Here is a 21049-nt window from a genome sequence, read left to right on the forward strand (position 1 = left end):
CGTCTTCTCATGCTGCCAAAGGCTGTCCGTCTTCTGCATCGGGTTCGGACGCTGCCGGAGCCGCAAGCTCGTGCGCGACTCGCCGCGCCGATTTGACGCTGCCGACCCCGCCCCGCGTCGTATAGGCCGAAGGCGGAAACGCCATCCATTGCGGCACCCACGGTTGAGCCTTCGTCCGACCGTTTGACCCTTCAAGGCAATCGGAGACGATGGCCTTCAACGCCTTGCCCTTCTCACCGGCGTTCGCTGCGGCGACCTCCGGTCCCGCAACCTCGCCGACGATGGCGAGCAGAACTTCGCGGTCGCGAAGCTGGTCGAAGAAGGCCCCGTCCGCCGACCAGTGCTGGCGCATGTCCGTGCCGAGATGGAGCCCGATCATCTCCACCGCCTCGCTTCCTGCCTGCAACGTCTCCCCCATGACGATCGCCACAATCTCCAGCACCACCGGATCGGGAAGGTCCAGCAGCCGCGCGAACAGCGGGGCAAAAGGGGGACGGTTCATTGGCCTTCCCGTGACGGTCGGTGCGTCCTCGTCGAACCCGAGCACCGCGAGCACAGCACGGCGCTTGAGGTCGAATGCAGTTTCTGCGGAAGACGTCTCGACGCTCTCGGCAATATCCTCCTTTGGCGCCCGTTGGCCCTCGACATCGACGCGCCAGAGGTCGGCCCCCGCGATGACATGCGCGAGCATCGCCCGCAGCGCGACGCCGCCATGCCCTGCCAGATCGGCGCGCACCGCCGCATGGCGGTGGAGGTCGATATAGGCATTGAGCGGACCCGACACTTCGGCACGAACGGGCTTGGCGGTAAGGGCATCCCCGTCCTCGCTCCCACCTCCGCCCGAAAGCCGCTTCGCTTCTTTGGTGGTGACAAACCCCTCGTGGAAAGTCACCTCGCCGCTCTCGCGAACCTCGACATAGATGCGGCCGCCCTTGCGCTTGCCCGCATGAGTGTAATCCCACGAGCGGAACCAGTCGCCCCGCGCCATGACGGAAACATCTGACCATCCGGCTTCGAGATACTCCGCCTTGCGCGCCTCGATGGCGGCGGTCTGCGCCGACCAGAAGCCATCGGCGTCGGCAAAGAAGCTGTCCTCGCCGAACAGGTCAGACACGACTGCAAGCTTTGCTTCCTCGGCATCGAACAGGGCATGCTTGACCGCGATAGCCGTGCCGCCGAACAGCCATGCTTTCAGTTGATGGCCGGTCGGACAATAGGCGCCTTCATCGTCGAACAGCGCGAGCCATGACTTCTGCTGGCTCTTCGATGCAAGGGTCAGATGCCGGACGGTGCCCGCATCAATCTCGCCGCCGCGATAGAGGGTGCGGATGCGCGGGAGCAGATTGCCAAGCGCAAGGATGCGCTTCACCGCGCCCGGCTCGAACCCGAAGCTGTCCGCGACCTCTTCGACCGACCGCCCCGCCTTGACCAACGCGACGAACGCTTCCCACTGGCTGACCTCGTCGGGCTGCACCCGCGCGAGATTTTCGAGCATCGACGCTTCGAGCGCATCGGCATCATCACCCTCGTCGAGAATGGCGCAAGGGATAGGCTTCACCGCCCCGCCCTCGCGCGCGACGGCACCAACGGCGGTAAAACGCCGACGCCCCGCCACGATCTCGTAATGGCCTTCCGAGCAGTTCGGACGGACAAGCAGCGGAACGAGCACGCCCCGCGCGCGGATGCTCGGCATAAGGTCTGCGACGTCGGGGTCTTTCCCCTTCCCGCGCATGTTGGCGGCAGCGATGGACAGGTTGCCCAGTTCAATGAAATCCAGCTTCATGACTTTCTTCCTTCTCTCTTCAACCACACCCGGCCCCGGACGGCGGGGCGGGCGGCGAGAAAAGGCGACGGGACCGCGCCAAAGGACGGGGCGCACCCGAAGGGCCGTAACGAAGTGTAGGAGCCGATGCGCAGCATCGGCTTGCGGACCGGCCGAGCGATCCCATAGCCGTGCGCCGAACGACCCGTTGTCCGTGGCCGGCCCAACGACAACGCCGCCGTGCGGTCAGCGCGGCGTCCTCACCGGATAACAAATGCGCCCTTGGCGAAGCCGCAGGCGGGGCGGCGTGCGCGCGCAGATGTGCTTCGCGGCCGCCCCGTCAAGACCAGCGAGCCAAGAGCGCCGCGCGGCCCACCGTGCAAACGCGCGACCTCTGGCGGCAGCCTGCCGCCGCCAGTGCGCGCTCATTCCAGGCCGCGCTCATTTAGAGCTCGGCGTTCGCCGTGATGTTTCGAAGATGCGGCGAAATTCGCTTTCGCTACCGGTGTCGGCAGGTCAGCTGGTGAGTCCGGATTGAGCGAGGCGACGGATCGACTCCGTGGTCAGCAAAGTTCGGGTCCCGATCTTGATCGCATCGAGCGATCCCGATTTGATGAGAGCATAGACAGACGACCGGCCAATGCCGAGCGCCTTGGCAGTTTCGTTGATCGAAAGGACGAGGGGTTCCATGAGGGTCTCCGTGTGTGACGATTGTTGGCGGGAGACAGCTCAGGTTGCACATGATTGTGCATGGGTCGTCCGGTAACGCGAACACCAAACAAATCTGCGAGCGGTGGGAGATTTCGGCAACCGTGCGCTACCGATTTTGGCGCTTTTCGGTCAGTTTTCGCTATCTCCTGAAGCGTCCCGTCTAGCCGGCGCCCCGATTTATTTTTACCGCCGCGACGATGTTTTTCGCAAATGCCCGCAGGCGGGTGTTCTCCGGAACGCGAATATCATTGTCATGGTCCTCGCTCGGTTCGCAGCGATCTCTAATAAGGTCCATGACCGCGCTTTCAGCACGATATTCATCTGGATCGATCGCGCGGAGCGCGGGGTGCTCGATCAAGGCCAGCAGCATCGCCTCATAATCGTATTCCTTCGGGCGCCCTCCGCTGTTGGGCCGCACTTTGAGCGCCCGGATGATCTCTTCCGGTTCGGCATCGACGAAGATCTGAGCGCTGAACCAGAAGCCGCGTGGCGGAAGCACGATCGCCCGGTCGCTGGCGACTTCCGACAACAGCAAGCCTCGCAGCCGCCCGTAAAAGTGGCGGCGATGGACCGGACGCCGCATGCCTTTCCGGTCGTAGTAATAGGTAGCCGGGGCAGTTCGGCGGCCTAGATAGTCGAAAAGCTTCTCGAGCGTTTCGACGGTCGAACGGCGGCTGCTGCCATAGACGGGGGTTCGCTTCTTTTCGGCAATCCCCAATCCATATTGGAAATGCCGCCAAGACGCCGCGATGCAAGCAGCCATCGCGAGCAGGGCGATCATTGCCACCGAAGCCGCCTGACCGATGTCATCCCCGTTCAATACCGCCGCGCCCCAAACGACCAGGACGAGCAACAAAAGAAGAATACAGAGCAGGAATGACGTAGCTAGGACAAGGAACCGGCGCCTGACCGCGCGCTCGATGGCGACGGCGACGCGATCGACCTCGTCTAACCCCAGCTCCTCCTTGTCCTTGGCGTATAAGAGGCGAGCGGCAATCCGCGCGAGACTCCGATGTGCATCGGTCGGCCGATGCCATATCCCGGTCGGGGCTGTGGTCTCGGCGACGGGCATCGATTTCCTCCTTCACGCAGATCGTCGAGATAGTCGCTCCACCATTGGGCCATTTCGACGCGTTCGGCCCAATAGGCCGACTGATTGTAAATGCGGCGGACAGTGCCCCCGACCGCATGCGCCAGCGCACGCTCGATCGCGTCGGGATTCCAATATCCCGATTCGTTGAGGAGCGATGATGCCGACGTGCGAAAACCATGCGCCGTCATCTGATCCTTGGGATATCCCATGCGCCGCAGCGACGCGTTCAGCGTATTGTCGCTAATCGGGCGCGAACGGGTGCGCACCGATGGAAAGACAAATTGGCCCGATCCCGACAGAATCCGCATGTCGGAGAGAATCGCCAAGGCCTGTCGCGAAAGAGGCACCGCATGCGGCTGGCGCATCTTCATCTTGCCCTCGGGGATCGTCCACACCGCCTTGTCGAAATCGATCTCACTCCATTCCATCTGGCGCATCTCGCCGGGGCGCTGGAAAAGATGGGGCGTGAGCTTCAAGGCCGCCATGACGGCGGGATCACCTTGATAGTCGTCGATCGCGCGCAGCAACCCGCCGAACGCAACCGGATCGGTGATTGCCGGAAAATGCTTCACCTTCGGAATAGTCAGCGCACCAATCAACAACTGTGCGGGATCGCGATCAGCGCGCGCAGTTGCAACAGCATATCGGAACACGCGACTGACGAATGATCGGAGGAGGTTGGCGGTTTCAAGCCGGCCCCGACGCTCATGCTTACGAAGCTCATGCAAAATCTCATGCGGAGTGATGTCGGCTATCGGGCGCCTGCCGAACTCTGGCCCGAGCAGCTTCACGAACCAATGCATCTTTTTCAGCGTCGGCGCGGCCAAACCTTCGCGCGTCTTTTTCTGAATAAGATCGTCTGCAACATGCGCGAAGCTGTTGCGAGCGCGCACGGTCGCCTCAATTCGCGCTTCGCGCTTCGCGAAGTTCGGATCGATAGAATGCGCCACTTGCTTGCGAGCAGCATCGCGCGCCTCGCGAGCTTCGGCCAAACTGATTTCGGGATAAGATCCGAGCGCCAGCTTCCGCTCCACGCCGTTGATTCGATATTTCAGCCGCCAGAGCTTGCTGCCAGCAGGGTTGATCTGCAGATATAGTCCTTTGGAATCTGCAACCTTATAAGGCTTTTCTCTGGGTTTAGCATTGCGGATTGCGGCATCTGTCAGAGCCATTTGGGGGCCTCGCGCAAATGGGGGCCTCGGCTGCCCCGAAAAAGGCCCCCAACGACCACAATTACGGGCAATCAGAGACCATCACCGGCAATCAGTGAATGCCCCATAACTAGCAGAAAACGGGGAGTTTTTCAACCATCAGCAACCGTCCGCTGACAGGATATTGGAGGCCCGAGCCGGAATCGAACCGGCGTGCGCGGATTTGCAGTCCGCTGCGTCACCACTCCGCCATCGGGCCTCATGCCAAAATCACACCATCCTTAGGGGATGGGCCGGGTGTTGGACGGCGCCGCTAGTGAGGGGCTTTCGCTGCCTTGTCAAGGATTCGCCGGAACAGCCTCGTCCCGCCCGCCAGTCGGCGTGCGATGAGGCTTGGCGGCTCCCCCGTTGAGGGCTATGCGCGGCGACGATGCGGCTGCGGGGCTGTATTACTATTGCAATACAGCATTGCTTCGGCTAAAGCTGCCCCGCAAAGGTTGATGTTCCAGGGAATCGGAAAAGGCTGATGGCGACGAAGTTTAGCGAAATCACGACGGCAGAGATGCGCGCTGCCATGGTCGACAGCCAGCTGAGGACCAACGACGTCATCGATCCCGCGGTGGTCGGCGCGATGGCAGCCGCACCACGCGAAGCGCATGTGCCCCCCGCGCTTGCCAGCGTTGCCTATATGGACCGCGCGATCGCGCTGGGTGACGGCCGGGCGCTCAACGCGCCGCTGGTTACTGGTAGAATGCTTGTCGCAGCGGCGGTTCGCCCCGGCCAGCGCGTACTGCTCATCGGCAGCGCGACGGGTTATACGGCCCGACTGCTCGCGCTGCTCGGTGCCGAAGTCCATGCCGTCGAAGAACAGGACGCGTTGATGGCTGCCGCACAGGCCGCAGTTGCCAGCGACGGCATCCACTGGGTCGCAGGGCCGCTGGCTGCCGGCGCCCCCGATGCGGCGCCGTTCGACCGCATCATTGTCGAGGGCGCGATCGAAACGCTCCCCGACGCGCTTGTCGCGCAGCTCGCCGATGGTGGCCGGTTGATCGCGGCGCGGCGCGAGGGCGCGGTGACGCGGCTCGTCGAGGGTGTGAAGGCCGGGGGCACGGTCGCGCTGCGCAGCTTTGCCGACATGGACGTCGTACCGTTGCCCGGCTTTGCCGCGCCGACAGGTTTCCAGTTCTAAAAGCCCCATCCCTCCTTGTTTCAGGCGCGCGTCTCTATGCACGATAACAAAAGAAAACAGCTCTTGAGCCGTGCCAGTTGGCTTGCCGGTCTGGCGGCAGTTTCGGTCATGCTGCCCGCCGCGGCGCATGCCGAAACGTTGCAAGGCGCATTGGCCAAGGCCTATGAAAACAACCCGACGCTGACCGGCGCGCGTGCGGGACAGCGCGCGAACGACGAAAATGTGCCAATCCAGAAGGCCAGCGGCTTGCCGGAGGTCGGCGCTCGCGTCGATTATCAGGAAAACCTCGTACTTCCCGGCAACGCCTTTTTCTCGCCCAAGCGTAACGTGAACGTCGGCGGGCAAGTGACGGTCCCCATCTATCAGGGCGGCGCAGTGCGCAACGCGGTCAAAGCGGCCAAGTTTCGCGTCGAGGCGGGGCAAGCCGATCTTCGCGCGACCGAGGCGAGCGTTTTTTCGCAGACCGTCGGCGCCTATATGGACGTCATCCGCGATCAGGCGATCGTCCAGCTCAACCAGAAGAATGTTTCGGTCCTCCGCACCAATTTGCAGGCGACGAGCGACCGTTTCGAGATCGGCGACCTGACGCGCACCGATGTCGCGCAGTCGGAGGCGCGGCTCGCGCTCGCTGAAGGCGATCTTCGCACCGCCGAATCGAACCTGATCGCCAGCCGCGAATCCTATATCCGCCTCGTCGGCGACGCGCCGGTCGACCTGCAGGCACCGCCTGCATTGCCGAACCTGCCCGGCACCGCCGAAGAAGCGGTCGCGATGGCGCTGAACAGCAATCCCGACATCGACGCAGCAAACCAGCTCGTCAGCGCCAGCCGCGCCGACATCGGCGTCGCACGCGCGAGTCGCCTGCCCAAATTGTCGGCGACGACCAATGGCGGCTACACCAACAATCTGAACTCGATTCCTCCCGAGAACACCACGTCGGAAAATGTCACGAAGAGCGCGCAGGCCGGGCTGTCGCTGACGATCCCGATCTTTCAGGGCGGGCGCCCCTCGGCACAGGTGCGCCAGGCGCAGTCACGCAGCAGCCAGGCGATCGAAAATTACGTCGAGGTCGAACGCGGCGTGATCGCGCAGACGCGAGGCGCTTACGCGGCTTGGCAGGCGAATGAGCGGATCATCGCCGCAACGCAACAGGCGGTAAGCGCCAACGCGCTCTCACTCGAGGGTGTACGCGCCGAAAACAGCGTCGGCACCCGGTCGATTCTCGACATATTGAACGCCGAGCAGGAATATCTGAACACGCAGGTGCAGCTCGTGTCGGCGCAGCGCAACTCCTATGTCGCCGCCTTCTCGGTCCTGGCCGCGATGGGCAAGGCCGAAGCGCGCGACCTCGGTATCGAGGGCGGTGCGCTTTACGATCCCGAGGTCAATTACAAGCGGGTAAAGGGCCAGATCTGGGATTGGGCCGACGACCCGGCGCCCCAGCAGGTCGCGACCGACACCCGCTCCATTCCTGCCGCAAACGCTGGCGTTCCGGTCGGGCCGCCCTCGCTCTCGCCACAATAAGGCTTGGCAAAACGCGCCCCAAATCGGTAAGAGGATCGTTAACCATCCGGTAATCGTGATGGTTTAGGGGGGTTGGTTATGGGCGATATGTCGCGGGAACCGTCGATGGAAGATATCTTGTCGTCGATTCGGCGCGTGATAGCACGCGACGAAGCACCGGGTTCGATACGCGAGATTCGCGTCCCCGAAGCCGACGATATTCTCGACCTTCAGGACGAAGAAGATGCTGCGGCAGCCGAAGTCGCATCTGAAGCTGAAACCCCTGCCGAAGCCGAAGAAATGCCCGCACCCGAATCGAAACTCCCCGCCGAAGACCTCGTGTCCGAAGAAAGCGCCGATGCCGCCCGCCAGTCTCTCGAAGCACTGACGGCGGCCGTTGCTCCCGCAGTGGCCGTTGCCACCGCCGCGGCGCCGACCGTTGCGGGCCGCACGATGGAGGACGTCGTCCTCGACGCACTGCGTCCGATGCTCAAGGAATGGCTCGACGCCAACCTGCCTGCACTCGTCGAAGCGATGGTGGCCAAGGAAATCCGCAGGATTACGGACAAGCGGGCCTGATTAGCCCGCCCAGTCCTCCAACAGATAGCGCGCGATCGCCAGCGGCGGCGGCGCCATGAAGGGCGCCCCCATGTCGCCCGCGAGCGCTGCGCGCACCTCCGCCTTGTCGACCCACATCGCGGCCTCGATCTCGGTCGTATCGAGCGTCAGCGCGGGGTCTTTCGCGACCGCGCGGCACCCGATCATCAGCGACGACGGGAACGGCCAGGGCTGGCTCGCCACATAGGAAACGTCGCTGACGTGGATTCCCGCCTCCTCGAACAATTCACGCGCCACGGCTTCCTCTAGCGATTCGCCCGGTTCGACGAAGCCCGCGAGCGCCGAGAAAAAGCCCGGCGGAAAACCGCCCTGCCGCCCAACGAGCACGCGATCGTCATATTCGGCGAGCATGATCACCACCGGGTCGACGCGCGGAAAATGCTCGGCATTGCAGCTGCCGCAGCGCCGGCCCCAGCCGCCGCGAAACAGGTCGGTCGGCGACCCGCACACGGCGCAGAAACGATGCCGGGCATGCCAGTCGACGAGGCTGCGGGCGCCGCCGTACAGCGCCGCCTCTTCGGTGGAGAGCAAGGGCAACAGCCGCATCACGGTCCGCGAGCGCGCATCGACGCGAGCGCCTGGCGCCGCCTCGCGTACGAAACGCGGCGCACCCGCATCGTCGATCCCGAGCAGCATCAGGGCCCGGTCGTCGGATAGGTCGAGCGGCTCCCAAAGCAGCCCCCCACCCTCGCCCGGCACGAAATCGATTCCGTCGAGCGCAAGACAGGTCGCGCGCGGGTCCACCATCGCGGCGGCAAAGGCCTCCGCATTTGTGCGAAGCTGATCGGCGCGGTCTAGCCCCGCGCCGGTGAAGCCGAGGGGCAATGGCATCAGCGTGTCACGTCCTGGAAAAAGGTCTCGCCGAACTTGCCCTGGAACGAAACCGCATCGGGCGGCATAATCTGCGTATAACCCGCCGCGCGATAGCCGAGCCCCCGATGGACAAAGCCGATCGTCCCCGCGGCGCCTGCCCAGCCGAAAATCCCTTCGCCGCCGGGCGAAGTCGGCAGCGACACGCGCCCGCCGGCGCCAAAGCCCTGCCCGTCGATGAATGTTCCCTTGCGGTCGACGCTGTCGGCGAGAAGGTTCGACATCGCGAGCCGTGCGGTCTCGCGCTTCATAATGCGCTTCCCGCCCGTTTCGCCCTCACCGAGCAGCATCGCAAGGAAACGGTCGTAATCGCGCGCGCTCGATACCAGCCCGCCGCCGCCGAACGGATAAGGCGGCGGGTCGAGGTAGATCGAGCTTGCCGCGGGATCGAAGGGGATCAGCGCCCCGCCGAACGGCGCATAATTGCTCGTGAAACGCCCAACATCCTTTACAGCCACCATGAAACTCGTGCTCGTCATGCCGAGCGGGTCGAACAGCCGCGCCTTCAGGAAGGCGTCGAACGCCTGCCCCGATACGACCTCGATCAACCGTCCCATCAGGTCGAGACTGATCGAATAGCTCCACTTGGTGCCAGGCTCATAGACGAGCGGCAGCGCTGCGAGCCGGTCGGCCATGACGGCCAGGCTCGGCGCGGGCGTTACGGGCGCAAAGCCTGGGATCGGCAGGCGACTCGCCTGTCCGCCGACGATGCCATTGTCGTCATAGGCCTTTTTGATCGGCCCCTTCTGGATGATATTATAGCCGAGCCCCGCGGTGTGCGTGAGCAACTGGCGCACCGTGATCGGCCCCTTCGCCGGGCGCACGTCGGTGATCGACCCGTCGGGGACATTCTGCACCTTCATATTTGCAAAGGCAGGCAGGAAGTCGGCGATCGGCTGGTCGAGTTTCATCTTGCCGTCTTCGATCAGCAGCATCGCGGCGATGCCGGTAACGGGCTTGGTCATCGAATAGAGACGCCACAGCGTGTCGGGGCCCACCGGCGTCGACGAATCGTTCGACTGCACGCCGGCGCCGAAAAAGACCGCCGCTTCCTGCCCCTTACCGACCGCGGCGAGCGTCCCCGCCAATTCACGGCGGTCGACAAAGCCTTTGATAAACGCGTTGGTCGCCGGATAGAGCGCCGGACCGTCGACCTTCCAAGCAAGCGCGGCGCGCGGCAGCAGCGCCCCCGCCCCGGCCAGCGCCATCCCGCCCATCAGCGCGCGGCGCGACACCATCATGTTCATGCGTCTCTCTCCAGCATCTTGTCGGTTAGTTTGCGATAGAGCGTCGGCAGCCCTGCGGCGTCAAGGCCCGCAATAGGCCACCATTCGCCTTCCGCTGCGGCATCGGGGCCTTCGAGCGGAGCTTCGCGCCGCACCAACGTCAGCGTCAGGTCGAAATGGGTGAAGCCATGGTCGACACTGACGATGCCCGACTCGGACGGCCGCGCGTCGCTCCAGTCGCCGCCGGGCAGCGCCCGCATCCCGCCGAGCATGCCCTTGTCGGGCCGGCGGACGAGCCAAATCGCCCCTTCCCGCTCGATCCAGTGCGCGACCCCGTGGCGATGGGGCTTCGCCTTCTTCGGCGGCTTCACCGGCAGGCGCTCGATGTCGCTCCGCCCGCGCGCGCGGCAATCGGCCATCAGCGGACAGATCGCGCAAGCGGGCGAGCGCGGCGTACAGGTCGTCGCACCAAGGTCCATCAGCGCCTGCGCGAAATCGCCCGGTCGATCGTTCGGCACCAACGGTTCCAAAGCGGCGCGAATCTCGCGCTTCGCCAGCGGCAGCGGGGTTTCGATCAGGCGGTGGCGCGCGATCACGCGCTCGATGTTGGCGTCGATGACTACCGCCGGGCGACCAAAGGCAATCGCGGCGACCGACGCCGCGGTATAATCGCCGATACCGGGCAGCGTGCGCAGCGCGGCTTCGCTGTCGGGGAAATGTCCGCCATGATCGGCCACCACGGCGCGCGCGCACGCCAGCAGATTGCGCGCGCGGGCATAATAGCCAAGCCCCGCCCACGCCGCCATGACGTCGGCATCGTCCGCCGCCGCCAGATCGGCGACGGTCGGCCAATGCTCAGTAAAGCGAGAAAAATAGGCCGAGACCGCGGCAACAGTCGTTTGCTGCAACATGACCTCGGAGAGCCAGATACGATAAGGATCGGGGACGCCGCCGCTGTTCGGCGCGATCCGCCAGGGCAGCAACCGCGCCGACCGATCGTACCAGCCGAGCAGCCGGCCCGCGAAATCGCCGACAATGGAACCGGGAATGTCGGAAGTCTGGACGCTCACCCCCCGCCTATGGCATGGCGCCGGGCATGGCGAAAGACGCGGGACAGGATGAAAAGGCGAAAGCCAAAAAAGCCAAGCCGGCGACCAAAGCCGCCAAGAAGGCCTCGGCGCGTCCCTATGAACGCCCGCGCGGCGGTGAAGCGCGCGCGATTTCCGATCTTGTGCCCGAAATCGGCCGCACTGCCTTTCGCAAATTCGGTTTCATCCAAAGCTCCGTCGTCAGCCGCTGGCGCGAGATCGTGGGGGACAAGCTCGCCGACGTCACTCAGCCCGCGATGATCCGCTTTCCCGCCGGGCAAAAGGCGGGCGGGACGCTGCACCTGACGATCAGCGGCGCGCACGCCCCGATGCTCCAGCATGTCGCGCCCGACATCATTGGATCGGTCAACCGCTTCTTCGGCTACGCCGCGATCGCCCATGTCCGCATGACGCACGGCCAGGTCACTCCAGCCGCACCCGTTCAGCCGCCGGCAATGCTGAAACCCGTACCCGCCGAACTGGGGGACAGCCTTCGCGACATCGGCGACCCGGAACTGCGCACCGTGCTCGAACGCATGGCCGCGGGGCTGGCGACGCCGCCCAAGCTTCCCCGTATCAGTTGAAGGAAAGACGGCCGACGATGTCCGCTTTTGACGAACCACTTCTCGATCGCCGCACCGCATTGCTTGCCCTCTCGGGCGCGGCGCTGACGCTGATCGCCGCGACGCCTGCCAAGCCCGCGCTATGGTCGCAGACCGTCTCGACCACGCCGATCGGCGCCTTTCTGGTCGGCAACCCCGACGCGAAAGTGCGGCTCGTCGAATATTTCAGCTACACCTGCCATGTCTGCGCCGACTTCGCAAAGGCGGGCACGGTGCCGCTGAAGACCGGATATGTCGATCGCGGGCTCGTCCTGTTCGAATATCGCAACCTCGTCCGCGACCCCGTCGACATGACCGCGGCGCTGCTCGCGCGCTGCGGCGGTCCCAAGGCGTTCGCGGGCAATCATCAGGCGATTTTCGCCAACTTTCCTGCGATGATCGCCAAAATCCAGAAAGCGACCGAGGCGCAGAAAAAGAACTGGTTCGAAGGAACGACCGGCGAACGCGCGCGCAAGATCGCCGTGGGCACGGGACTCTCCGCTCTGATGCGCGCGCGCGGCTACACACAGGCACAGATCGACGCCGCGCTCGACAGCGAAGTCGCACAGGCCGAACTCACCGGCATGACCAATATCGGCCTCAACGCCGACAATGTCGAAGGCACGCCCAGCTTTTTCGTCAACGGCCGTAACGCCGGGGTCACGGCATGGCCCGCGCTCAAATCGAAACTCGACCTCGCCTTAAAGGGCTCGTAAAAGCCCCGCATTCCCGTTTTCGTGGAGAAAGAAAAAGATGAACGCATCGCTTCGTATCGCCCTTTTGTCTTCGCTTGGCGCGCTCGCACTTGCCGGTTGTGGCGGCGGTGCCGATGATCCCGCCAAGGAAAAGGATGTGGTCGCCAAGGTCGCGCCGCCGGCCGGCAAGACCTGGTCGCAGGTCGTGCGCGTCGACGGCGACGGCGTCGTGATGGGCAACCCCGATGCGCCGATCAAACTCGAGGAATATGGCGCCTTCACCTGCGGCCATTGCGCGAAATTCGCACAGGATTCGCACGAAGAGCTGAAGCGCGACTTCGTCGACACGGGCCGCGTGTCCTACAAGCTGACGCCGTTCATGCTTCACCCGGTCGACGCGATTGCGGGTGCGATCGTCAAATGCACGACCCCCGATCGCTTCTTCCCGCTCGCCGACGCGACCTTCCTCGAACATGAGGCGTTTATCGCGGGTCCGTCGAAGCCGCAGCCGGGGATCGAGGAAGCGATGAAGCTGCCGCCCGCACAGCGCTTCGTCGCGCTCGCCAAGGGCTGGGGCATCGATCAATTCTATCAGCAGCGTGGCGTTCCCGCCGCGACGATTCAGCAGTGCCTCGCCAAGGTCGAAAATGTCGAGGCGATCGAAAAGGGCACCAACGCCGGGGTCGAGAAATATCAGATCACCGGTACGCCCACTTTCATCATCAACGGTCAGGTCGTCGAAGGCGTCGCGGCATGGAGCCTGCTCCGCGACCGCCTGCGCACGATGGGCGCGCGCTGACCGGCTCACTTCAATTTGTCACCCCGGCGAAGGCTGGGGTGACGAGTTGAGAGAGCCCTTGCTACTCCCCCCGCTGCGCGGCATGACGGATGCATGGGGGACATGTGACGACAAAGTTGCACCAGCTCCGATTCGATGAGCTGCACGGGGGCGTTCCGTGCAGATAAAACGGCTGCGCCTGACCGGTTTCAAAAGCTTCGTCGAACCCACTGAACTGCGCATCGAACCCGGACTGACCGGAGTCGTCGGCCCCAATGGCTGCGGCAAGTCGAACCTGCTCGAAGCGATCCGCTGGGTCATGGGCGAATCCAGCGCCAAGTCGATGCGCGGCGGCGGGATGGAGGATGTGATCTTCGCCGGCACTTCGACGCGTCCGGCACGCGACTTTGCCGAAGTCGCGCTACACTGCGACACCGAAGGCACGCTTGTCGCCGGCCTGTCGGATTCGAGCGACGGCGACGACCTTGAGGTGATCCGCCGCATCGAACGCGGCGCAGGATCGGCGTATCGCGCCAATGGCCGCGATGTGCGCGCCAAGGATGTCGCGCTGATCTTTGCCGACGCCGCGACCGGCGCGCACAGTCCCGCGCTGGTCAGTCAGGGCAAGATCGCCAACGTCATCGCTGCCAAGCCGACCGATCGCCGCGCGATGCTCGAAGAAGCCGCCGGCATCGCGGGACTCCACGTGCGCCGCAAGGATGCCGAGCAGAAGCTGCGCGCGACCGAAACCAACCTCACACGCCTATCCGAAATCGTTGCCGACTTGGAAGTGCGCGCCAACGCACTGCGCCGGCAGGCGCGTGCGGCGGAGAAGTACAAGAAGCTCAGCGACGATATCCGCATCGCCGAAGCGCGGCTTATCTACGCTCGCTGGCGCGATGCCGCCGCCGCCGCCGATCAGGCGCGCCGCGACGCCGACGCCGCGGAAGCCGCGGTAAAGACCGCGCAGGACGAACTCGAAACGATATCGAAGGCGCAGACCGAGGTTGCAACGCGCGTCGCCGAAGCACGCAGCGATGCGCAGGCGCAACGCGACGCGCTCGCCGGGGCGACCGCAACGCAGGTCCGGCTGCAAGGCGAGGAGCGCGCGGCGCTCCAGCGGCTCGACGATCTCGCGAAACAACAGGCGCGGCTCGCCGACGACCGCAACCACGAAGGCGAGCTTGCACGCGAAGCCCACGCCGCCCTCTCCGCGCTCGATGCCGAAACGAAATCGCTCGCGCAGGACATCGCCGGACACGACGCCGGCAAGACCGCGCTCGCAGAGGCCAACCTCGCGGCACAGGCTCTGCTCCGCGATGCCGAGGTTGCGTTGGCGCAAGCGCGCGCCAAGGCCGCGAGCGAAGCCGCCGACCGGCGCATCGCCGTGTCCGCGCGCGACAGCGCCGAAGCGGCCGTGCGCCGTGTCGCAAATGACAAGGCCCGCGTAGACGCCGAGATCGCCGCGCTCGGCGACAGCGCCGCGCTCACCGCCAAACATGCCGAAAGCGTAAAAACCGCCGAAGCCGCCGAAGCGGCGATCGCCGCCGCCGAAACCGCATTGCACGAAGCCGAGGCGGATCGCGAAGCGACGGCTGCGGACCTCGCCGGCATAGAAGCAGGCCTTGCCGAAGCCCGCGCCGCGCTCGCCGCGCTCGAGGGCGAGGCAACGACGCTCGAACGCGCACTGGCTGCAGCGCGCAGCGACGAAGATCGTGTCCTCGACCAGCTCCGCGTCGCCCCGGGTTACGAGGCCGCACTCGCAGCCGCGCTCGGTGACGACCTCGACGCCGGCACCGACCAGGACGCGGCACGCAGCTGGGGCGGCGCCGCTGTTGTGGCGAAGGGCGATCCCGCGTTGCCCGCCGGCGCCACACCGCTTGCCGAATATGTGAAGGCGCCCGTCGCGCTTGCCCGTCGTCTGGGACAGGTCGCGGTCGTGACGACCGATGCCGGCCAGCCGCTCGCGGTCGGTCAGCGCCTTGTCACCACCGATGGCGTGATGCGCCGCTGGGACGGCTTCGTCACGCGCGGCGACGGCGCGACCGCGACCGAACGGCTACAACGGCAAAACCGTCTCGACGAACTCGCGGCGCAGCGCCCACAGGTCGAACTTGGGGTGCAGGAACTGCGCGACCGCCGCGATGTCGCCGCCGCCAAGGCGTCGGAGCTGACCCAGGCTGCGGCAGGCGCGCGCAAAGCCCTTGGCGAAGCCGATGAAAGCCGCCGAACCGCGCTGCGTGCCGCCGATCAGGCGCAAGCCGCGCTCGATCGCCACCGCGACGCCGCAGCGCTGTTCGATCGCCGACTTGCCGAGATCGCCGAAGCAGCAAAGGAAGCCGCCGACACGCTCGCGGTGCAGGAAGCGGCGCTCGCGGCCCTGCCCGACGACAGTATCGCCCGCGCCGCACTCGACGCCGGGGAACAGACGGCCGAACGCGCACGCGCCGACGCCAATGCCGCGCGCGATGCCCTTGCCGCGCATGAGCGCACGCTCGCGTCGCTCAGCGAACGGCAGGCGGTGGTGAGCGCCGAGATCAAGAGTTGGAAGGCCCGCGCGGGCGAGGCGGCACGCCGCGTGACCGAGATGGACAAGCGCGCCGAGGCGCTGGCGGCCGAAGCCGCCAAGCTGGCCGACGTCCCCGCCAAGCTCGCCGAACAGCGCATCGCCGCCGAGGCCGAGCAGGCGGCGCTCCGCGAAAAGGTCGCCGCCGCCGAGGCGCAGGAACGCGCGGCCGAAGCCGCGCTACGCGAAGCCGAGACCGCCCTCAATGCGATCCGCGAGCGCGTCGCCGCCGCGCGCGAAACCCGTGCGGGCGCCGTGGCCCGATCAGAAAATGCCGAGCTTCGCCGCATCGAGATGGGCCGCCTGTCGGGCGAACGTTTCGAATGCCCACCGCCGCTGCTGCCGCAAAAGGCGGGATTCGAATCTGGCAGTGTTGGCGACGCGAATGCCGAATCGGCACAGCACGACCGGCTGGTTTCGGATCGCGAGCGGCTAGGTCCGGTCAACCTCGTCGCCGCCGACGAGCTGGTCGAACTCGACACCGAGCGCGAGAAGAACGCCGCCGAGATCGAGGAACTGACGCAGGCCGTGAACCGTCTGCGCGGATCGATCGGCAGCCTCAACCGCGAGGGCCGCGCCCGACTGCTCGCCGCGTTCGAGGCAGTCAACGGGCATTTCCAGCGGCTGTTCACGACCCTGTTCAACGGCGGGCAGGCGCACCTTGAGCTCGTCGATTCGGACGATCCGCTCGAGGCCGGCCTTGAAATCATGGCGCAGCCGCCGGGCAAGCGCCTTGGCACGCTGACATTGCTCTCGGGCGGCGAGCAGGCGCTTACCGCGGTTGCTCTCATCTTCGGGCTTTTCCTCACCAACCCCGCGCCGATCTGTGTCCTCGACGAGGTCGACGCGCCGCTCGACGACGCGAATATCGAGCGCTTCTGCGACCTGCTCGACCGGATGAGCCGCGAAACCAACACGCGTTATCTGATCGTCACCCACAATGCGGTGACGATGGCGCGCATGCACCGCCTGTTCGGGGTGACGATGATCGAACGTGGTGTGTCGCGGCTCGTCTCGGTCGACCTCGGCGGCGCCGAGGAACTGCTCGCCGCGGAGTAACCCTAGGGCGCCATTCCCACCACGAGCATCGCCGCAAAGACCAGCAGGCCCGCAAAACGGTTGGCGCGAAACTTCGCCAGCGCGTCCTCACCGTTCGCCGGGTCGAGCGTAACGACCTGGCCCGTCAGATGCAGCGCGGCGGGCACCAGCGCGATCAGCACCAGCGGATCGGGGCGCACCGCCCACAACGCACCGCCCCAGCAGGCGAGCGCCAGCGCGTAGCATATCGAAACGCCCCCCTTCACATGGCGCCCCATCGCCCGCGCGCTCGATTTTACGCCGATCAGCATATCGTCCTCGATGTCCTGAAGCGCATAGATGGTGTCGTACCCGATCACCCAGGCGATGCAGCCCGCATAGAGCAATGGCAGCGCAAGGCCGTCCGGCCCGCCGACCGCGACCCACGCGACGAGCGCGCCCCAACTGAACACCAGCCCCAGCCACGCCTGCGGCCACCAGGTGATCCGTTTCATAAAGGGATAGCCGGCGACGAGAATCAGGCTGCCGAGCGCGACGATCTGCGCCGGGCGTGGCAGTTGGAGCAGCACGAGCAAGCCGATGAGCGACAGGAACAATGTCCACAGCAAAGCATTGCGTACCGACACCGCGCCGCTCGCGACCGGCCGCGATGCCGTGCGGGCCACGCGGGCATCGAGGTCGCGATCGACGATGTCATTATAGACGCAGCCCGCGCCGCGCATCGCAATGGCGCCGATCAGCAGCCACAGGAACAGCGGCCAATGGCTAACCGCGCCGCCGCCCAGGGCAAGCGCCCAGGCGCAAGGCCAATAGAGCAGCCACCAACCGATCGGGCGGTCGAACCGAGCGAGCAACGCATAAGGGCGCGCCGCGGACGGCAGCAAGGCGAGGAAGCCGCGTAGCTGGCTATCAGGAGGATGGGTGGCAGTCATCGATGCGCGGGCGATAGCAGTCGCCGCGTCCAGGATAAATGCCCGATCGCTAAGAAGCGTCGACCGACGCCGGTCAGGTGCAGCTAGCCTTTGTGCCCGGTGACTTGACGCCCGACAGGTCGCGTGCCTCGCGAATGTTGAAAGCGGCGGCCGACCGGATCGTGCGCGGCCCTAGCCATTTTCCATACAGCAGCGGATCATATTGATAGATGACCTCGACGAACATCACGGCGGTACCCGACGCCGCCGTGACCTCGCGATCCTTCGGCCCCATGCCCTTGAAGCTGGTTCCCGTCGCGCCCGTTCCTTCGGGGCCATAGGCGGAAGGAACCTTCATATTGCCGTAGCAGCGCTGCCAGTGAATCCACTGCCCGTCATCCTTGTTCCGCTCGAGGCTCGAGAGGATGATCCGGCCGCGGCCGTTGAGGTCGAGTCCCTTGGCCTGTTTTTCGGCACCGACGAACACTTCGTTGATATCCACCTCGCGGACTTGCGGCTGCGCAAGGTTGCTGCCAGCCGCAATACGCGAGGCATTATCGGCAGTATTCAGCCCAATCTGGCTGACGCGCGTATTGATCAGCGCGAGATTCGCCATCTCCAGCCCGCCGAAACCCAGAAGCACCAGGAGCGGGATGCAGAAGGCCATCTCGATAAGCACGGTCGCACGAGCGTTCCGTACAAGGCGCCGCGCGACGACGCGAAAGCGTCGGAGGAAAGAAATGTTCATCCGCAAGTCTCCGGAACGACCTGGGCGCCATTGGCGAACGGCTGGTTGCGAAGCACGGTCGTCGACGTCAGGGTCGTACTCTGGGGTTGGCCCAACATTCGCCAGACAGGCAGGATCCGGTCGAACTTCATGCTCGCCGTATAGAGAACGACGTCGTCGGCGCCGCCGTTGCCCGCCTTGCCGCCATCCTCCCAGCAATCCGGCACGCCGTCGCGGTCATAGTCGACCGAACGCGGCGGCTTCATGCTGCTGAAGTCGTCATAGGCGCGGCGGTTGAAGCTGACCTGGGCGCCCTTGAATACTTTCTGCACCTGCAGCCGCACGCGCTTGTCGAGGTTCGACTGATCGATGGCATAGGTTTCGATCGTCGCGTCGCGCCCGGCCTTGGCGACCGCGCCCTGCAACACCTGCTGAGCGTACATCTGCCAGCAATAGTCGAAGATGCCCATCAGAAGCAGCAGGAAGACCGGCGCGGTAAGCGCGAATTCGACCAACGCTACGCCGCGCTGATGGCGGCGAAGACGGCGAAGCAGGTTGGAAAGGCGGCTCATTTCGACAGCCTCAGCTTGGAGATCTGGCGGGCGATCGCCTGGAATTGGCTGTTGAGCTGCGCGGCGTTGGCAGCTTCAAAGGCCTGTCCCGACGACGCGCAACTGTTGAGGTTGGCGTTGCTGCCGACGCCGAACGAGACCACCCAGACGGTAATGCCCCGCTCGCGCGCCGCGCGGCAAAGCTGGACGAAACGATTGTTATGACGCTTCGTCAGCTCGGCATCATCCGTTGCCCCGATGCGCTGCGCCGTCCATTCATAACCCTGGAAGGAAAAGTTCCCCATATTGGGCGCCATGTCACCGTCAGTCATAAAGACGATATGCCGACTGACCGGCCGATCCCTGTACGGGCCATTCTCGTCAGCGAGAATGCCGGTCGGCGAAATGAGGCGAGCCCCCCAGACCATGCCGGCATCGTGATAGGTTCCGCCAAGCGGCTGCAGCGCGTTGATATAGTTGCTGAAGCTGGTCTTGTCGGTCTTGGTCATGGTCGTGAGCTTCATCGCGGCCGCGGGGCAGACGCCCCAGCCGTTCGACCAATATTTGGAATAGCGCTGCCAACTGCCGTTGGTCGTGCTGTCGCTGCTCACATCACTGCTGTTGACGACAATACCGTTGGTCGACGACGGCTTGCTGCCGGGCCCGCTTGCGCGCGGAAAGGCGTGTTCGGGGACCAGGATTTGCCATTGCGTCTTGGGGTCGGACGTCGGAGCCGAGTCGATGTCCATGTCAAACGCGTCACTGGGAGCAGTTTCATTCGATGCGAATGGCACTGTGTGGCGTTCCCTCACGCACCCGCCCCATGTCACCGAATAGTTGGTGCCGCTATCGCCCGTATCCAAGACGATCGGGTTACCCAATTTCGCGGGCCCGACAGGAATGGTGCGGTTTTCATAGGTATATTTATTGTCGAACACCAAGGTTGGCGTTTCGGTCACCGTCGTCGTGTGCGTCCGCGTGAAGGTCGCTGTGCTGCGCTGAAGTTCGCAATAGGCAGCGACCTTCCCATTCTTGGGAATCCAGCGGTAGCGGTGAGTATAATAGCGATAGACCTGGCTATTATCGTATGTCGTGATTCGATTGCCGTCACTATTTACATATTGCCCGGTCTGATTCAGCGAAGGCTGCCCCGACGCGGTCGGCGTCGTATCCGCCGGCGGAGTTTGATTACCGCACTGCGTCTGGTTGTAGCTGGTGCTGTTGACCGCGGTCCAGGTGCCAAATGTCGTTGTGCCGTTGGTAAAATTGGTATCGTCCACCGTCTGTGGGTTCGAATAGACAGGTTTCAACTTCGGCGACCGCGAAGGAATCTGGCTTTCGTCGGCCAGCCATGCGGGATTCTTCGCCAACAGAATCCGCCCGACGTTCGCCGTCGAACTATAAGGAACCACACCGAAGCGAAGTCGTCCATCGCCAACGTCGGCATTGGTCAGCGTATCGAAAAAGGCGATCGCCGATTTCCGCAACGCCACGATCTTGGTGTCGGTATCGGACGAGGTGGCCTTGTCCTTCATCGACCCCGTCACGTCGAGAACCATCATGACATCGACGTTGGAGATTTCCAGCTTCGCGGTGCAGGCGACGGCCAGGTTGAACTGGGTCTTGCCGAAAATATACATCATCGCAGTCGGCAGGATCGCGCTGGCGGTACCGTTGACGTCGGATTTCTCGGCCACGGAAACAAAGGCAACGTTGCGGCTGCCATAGATGCCCGTGGGGAAGTTGAAGCTGAACATCTTGGTCGCTTCGGCCTTATCGGCGTCGTCATAAAGGCCCGCCGCCATCGCTCGCCGCCCGGCCAGCACGCCGGCGTCGCACGCCTGCTGCAGTCGAAGCTGCGTCATATAGGCGCGGCCGATATCGATGGCCGATCCCACGATGCCGATTACCGGCACGATCGCGGCCGCGGTCAGCATCATCGCGTTGCCGCGTTGATCGCCCAAAAGTTT

17 protein-coding genes, 1 tRNA gene and 1 pseudogene are annotated in these 21049 nt (G+C 64.7%); 7 read left to right on the forward strand and 12 right to left on the reverse strand.

Annotation, left to right across the window (positions count from 1 at the left end; translation table 11 throughout):
* Positions 1-7 precede the first annotated feature (7 nt).
* From SC1_RS18005 to SC1_RS18025, 5 genes and pseudogenes are all read right to left on the reverse strand, one after another.
* Positions 8-1783 (reverse strand): ParB/RepB/Spo0J family partition protein, encoded by a 1776-nt coding sequence (locus SC1_RS18005; protein ID WP_062185670.1) that lies wholly within the window; start codon positions 1781-1783, stop codon positions 8-10.
* Between the two features lie 495 nt (positions 1784-2278).
* Complete coding sequence (locus SC1_RS18010) at positions 2279-2452, reverse strand: helix-turn-helix domain-containing protein (protein WP_062185672.1); 174 nt, start codon at positions 2450-2452, stop codon at positions 2279-2281.
* A gap of 181 nt (positions 2453-2633) precedes the next feature.
* Positions 2634-3545, reverse strand: a complete 912-nt coding sequence (locus tag SC1_RS22485) for a hypothetical protein (protein WP_238586771.1) — start codon at positions 3543-3545, stop codon at positions 2634-2636.
* Positions 3546-3631: 86 nt separating this feature from the next.
* A pseudogene (locus SC1_RS18020) lies at positions 3632-4738 on the reverse strand (tyrosine-type recombinase/integrase); the annotation flags it as partial.
* A gap of 164 nt (positions 4739-4902) precedes the next feature.
* Positions 4903-4976 (reverse strand) — tRNA-Cys (locus SC1_RS18025).
* A gap of 267 nt (positions 4977-5243) precedes the next feature.
* Here SC1_RS18025 and SC1_RS18030 point away from each other — a divergent pair.
* From SC1_RS18030 to SC1_RS18040, 3 genes are all read left to right on the forward strand, one after another.
* A complete protein-coding gene (locus SC1_RS18030) occupies positions 5244-5906 on the forward strand; it encodes a protein-L-isoaspartate O-methyltransferase (protein ID WP_062185676.1) in 663 nt (220 codons plus the stop codon).
* A 108-nt stretch (positions 5907-6014) separates the two neighbouring features.
* Entirely contained in the window at positions 6015-7430 is a 1416-nt protein-coding gene (locus tag SC1_RS18035; RefSeq protein ID WP_238586807.1) for a TolC family outer membrane protein, read from the forward strand.
* 105 nt (positions 7431-7535) lie between these two features.
* A complete protein-coding gene (locus tag SC1_RS18040; RefSeq protein WP_062185680.1) occupies positions 7536-7988 on the forward strand; it encodes a DUF2497 domain-containing protein in 453 nt (150 codons plus the stop codon).
* Here the strand turns inward: SC1_RS18040 and nudC are convergent, their stop codons facing one another.
* From nudC to SC1_RS18055, 3 genes are read right to left on the reverse strand one after another with little or no spacing between them, the layout of a single operon-like run.
* The gene (gene nudC, locus SC1_RS18045; protein ID WP_062185682.1) at positions 7989-8858 is read right to left on the reverse strand and encodes an NAD(+) diphosphatase; all 870 of its coding nucleotides are present in this window, start codon (positions 8856-8858) and stop codon (positions 7989-7991) included. It abuts the gene before it with no gap.
* Positions 8858-10144, reverse strand: a complete 1287-nt coding sequence (locus tag SC1_RS18050; RefSeq protein WP_062185684.1) for a serine hydrolase — start codon at positions 10142-10144, stop codon at positions 8858-8860. The genes nudC and SC1_RS18050 overlap by 1 nt, the downstream gene beginning before the upstream one ends.
* Positions 10141-11193, reverse strand: a complete 1053-nt coding sequence (locus SC1_RS18055; protein ID WP_062185687.1) for an A/G-specific adenine glycosylase — start codon at positions 11191-11193, stop codon at positions 10141-10143. Before SC1_RS18055 ends, SC1_RS18050 begins: the two co-directional genes overlap by 4 nt.
* A 26-nt stretch (positions 11194-11219) precedes the next feature.
* Here SC1_RS18055 and SC1_RS18060 point away from each other — a divergent pair, with 26 nt between their 5' ends.
* The 4 genes from SC1_RS18060 to smc all read left to right on the forward strand — a co-directional run bounded on the left by SC1_RS18060 (position 11220) and on the right by smc (position 16911).
* Positions 11220-11795 (forward strand): DUF721 domain-containing protein, encoded by a 576-nt coding sequence (locus SC1_RS18060; protein ID WP_083436068.1) that lies wholly within the window; start codon positions 11220-11222, stop codon positions 11793-11795.
* A gap of 17 nt (positions 11796-11812) precedes the next feature.
* Complete coding sequence (locus SC1_RS18065) at positions 11813-12529, forward strand: thioredoxin domain-containing protein (RefSeq protein WP_062185691.1); 717 nt, start codon at positions 11813-11815, stop codon at positions 12527-12529.
* A gap of 37 nt (positions 12530-12566) precedes the next feature.
* Entirely contained in the window at positions 12567-13307 is a 741-nt protein-coding gene (locus SC1_RS18070; RefSeq protein ID WP_062185693.1) for a thioredoxin domain-containing protein, read from the forward strand.
* A 157-nt stretch (positions 13308-13464) separates the two neighbouring features.
* Positions 13465-16911, forward strand: coding sequence for a chromosome segregation protein SMC (gene smc / locus SC1_RS18075; RefSeq protein WP_062185695.1), 3447 nt, complete (start codon positions 13465-13467; stop codon positions 16909-16911).
* 2 nt (positions 16912-16913) lie between these two features.
* On the opposite strand, the gene ubiA is transcribed toward smc, so the two are convergent.
* From ubiA to SC1_RS18095, 4 genes are all read right to left on the reverse strand, one after another.
* Complete coding sequence (gene ubiA, locus SC1_RS18080) at positions 16914-17822, reverse strand: 4-hydroxybenzoate octaprenyltransferase (protein WP_062185697.1); 909 nt, start codon at positions 17820-17822, stop codon at positions 16914-16916.
* A gap of 73 nt (positions 17823-17895) precedes the next feature.
* A complete protein-coding gene (locus SC1_RS18085) occupies positions 17896-18549 on the reverse strand; it encodes a hypothetical protein (RefSeq protein ID WP_062185699.1) in 654 nt (217 codons plus the stop codon).
* Positions 18546-19100 (reverse strand): TadE/TadG family type IV pilus assembly protein, encoded by a 555-nt coding sequence (locus tag SC1_RS18090; protein WP_062185701.1) that lies wholly within the window; start codon positions 19098-19100, stop codon positions 18546-18548. Before SC1_RS18090 ends, SC1_RS18085 begins: the two co-directional genes overlap by 4 nt.
* Positions 19097-21043 carry a pilus assembly protein gene (locus SC1_RS18095; protein ID WP_238586772.1) on the reverse strand — a complete coding sequence of 649 codons (1947 nt, stop codon included), beginning with the start codon at positions 21041-21043 and terminating at the stop codon, positions 19097-19099. The genes SC1_RS18090 and SC1_RS18095 overlap by 4 nt, the downstream gene beginning before the upstream one ends.
* Positions 21044-21049 lie beyond the last annotated feature (6 nt).

Origin of the sequence: Sphingopyxis sp. C-1, assembly GCF_001047015.1 — a bacterium.
Classification (GTDB): domain Bacteria; phylum Pseudomonadota; class Alphaproteobacteria; order Sphingomonadales; family Sphingomonadaceae; genus Sphingopyxis.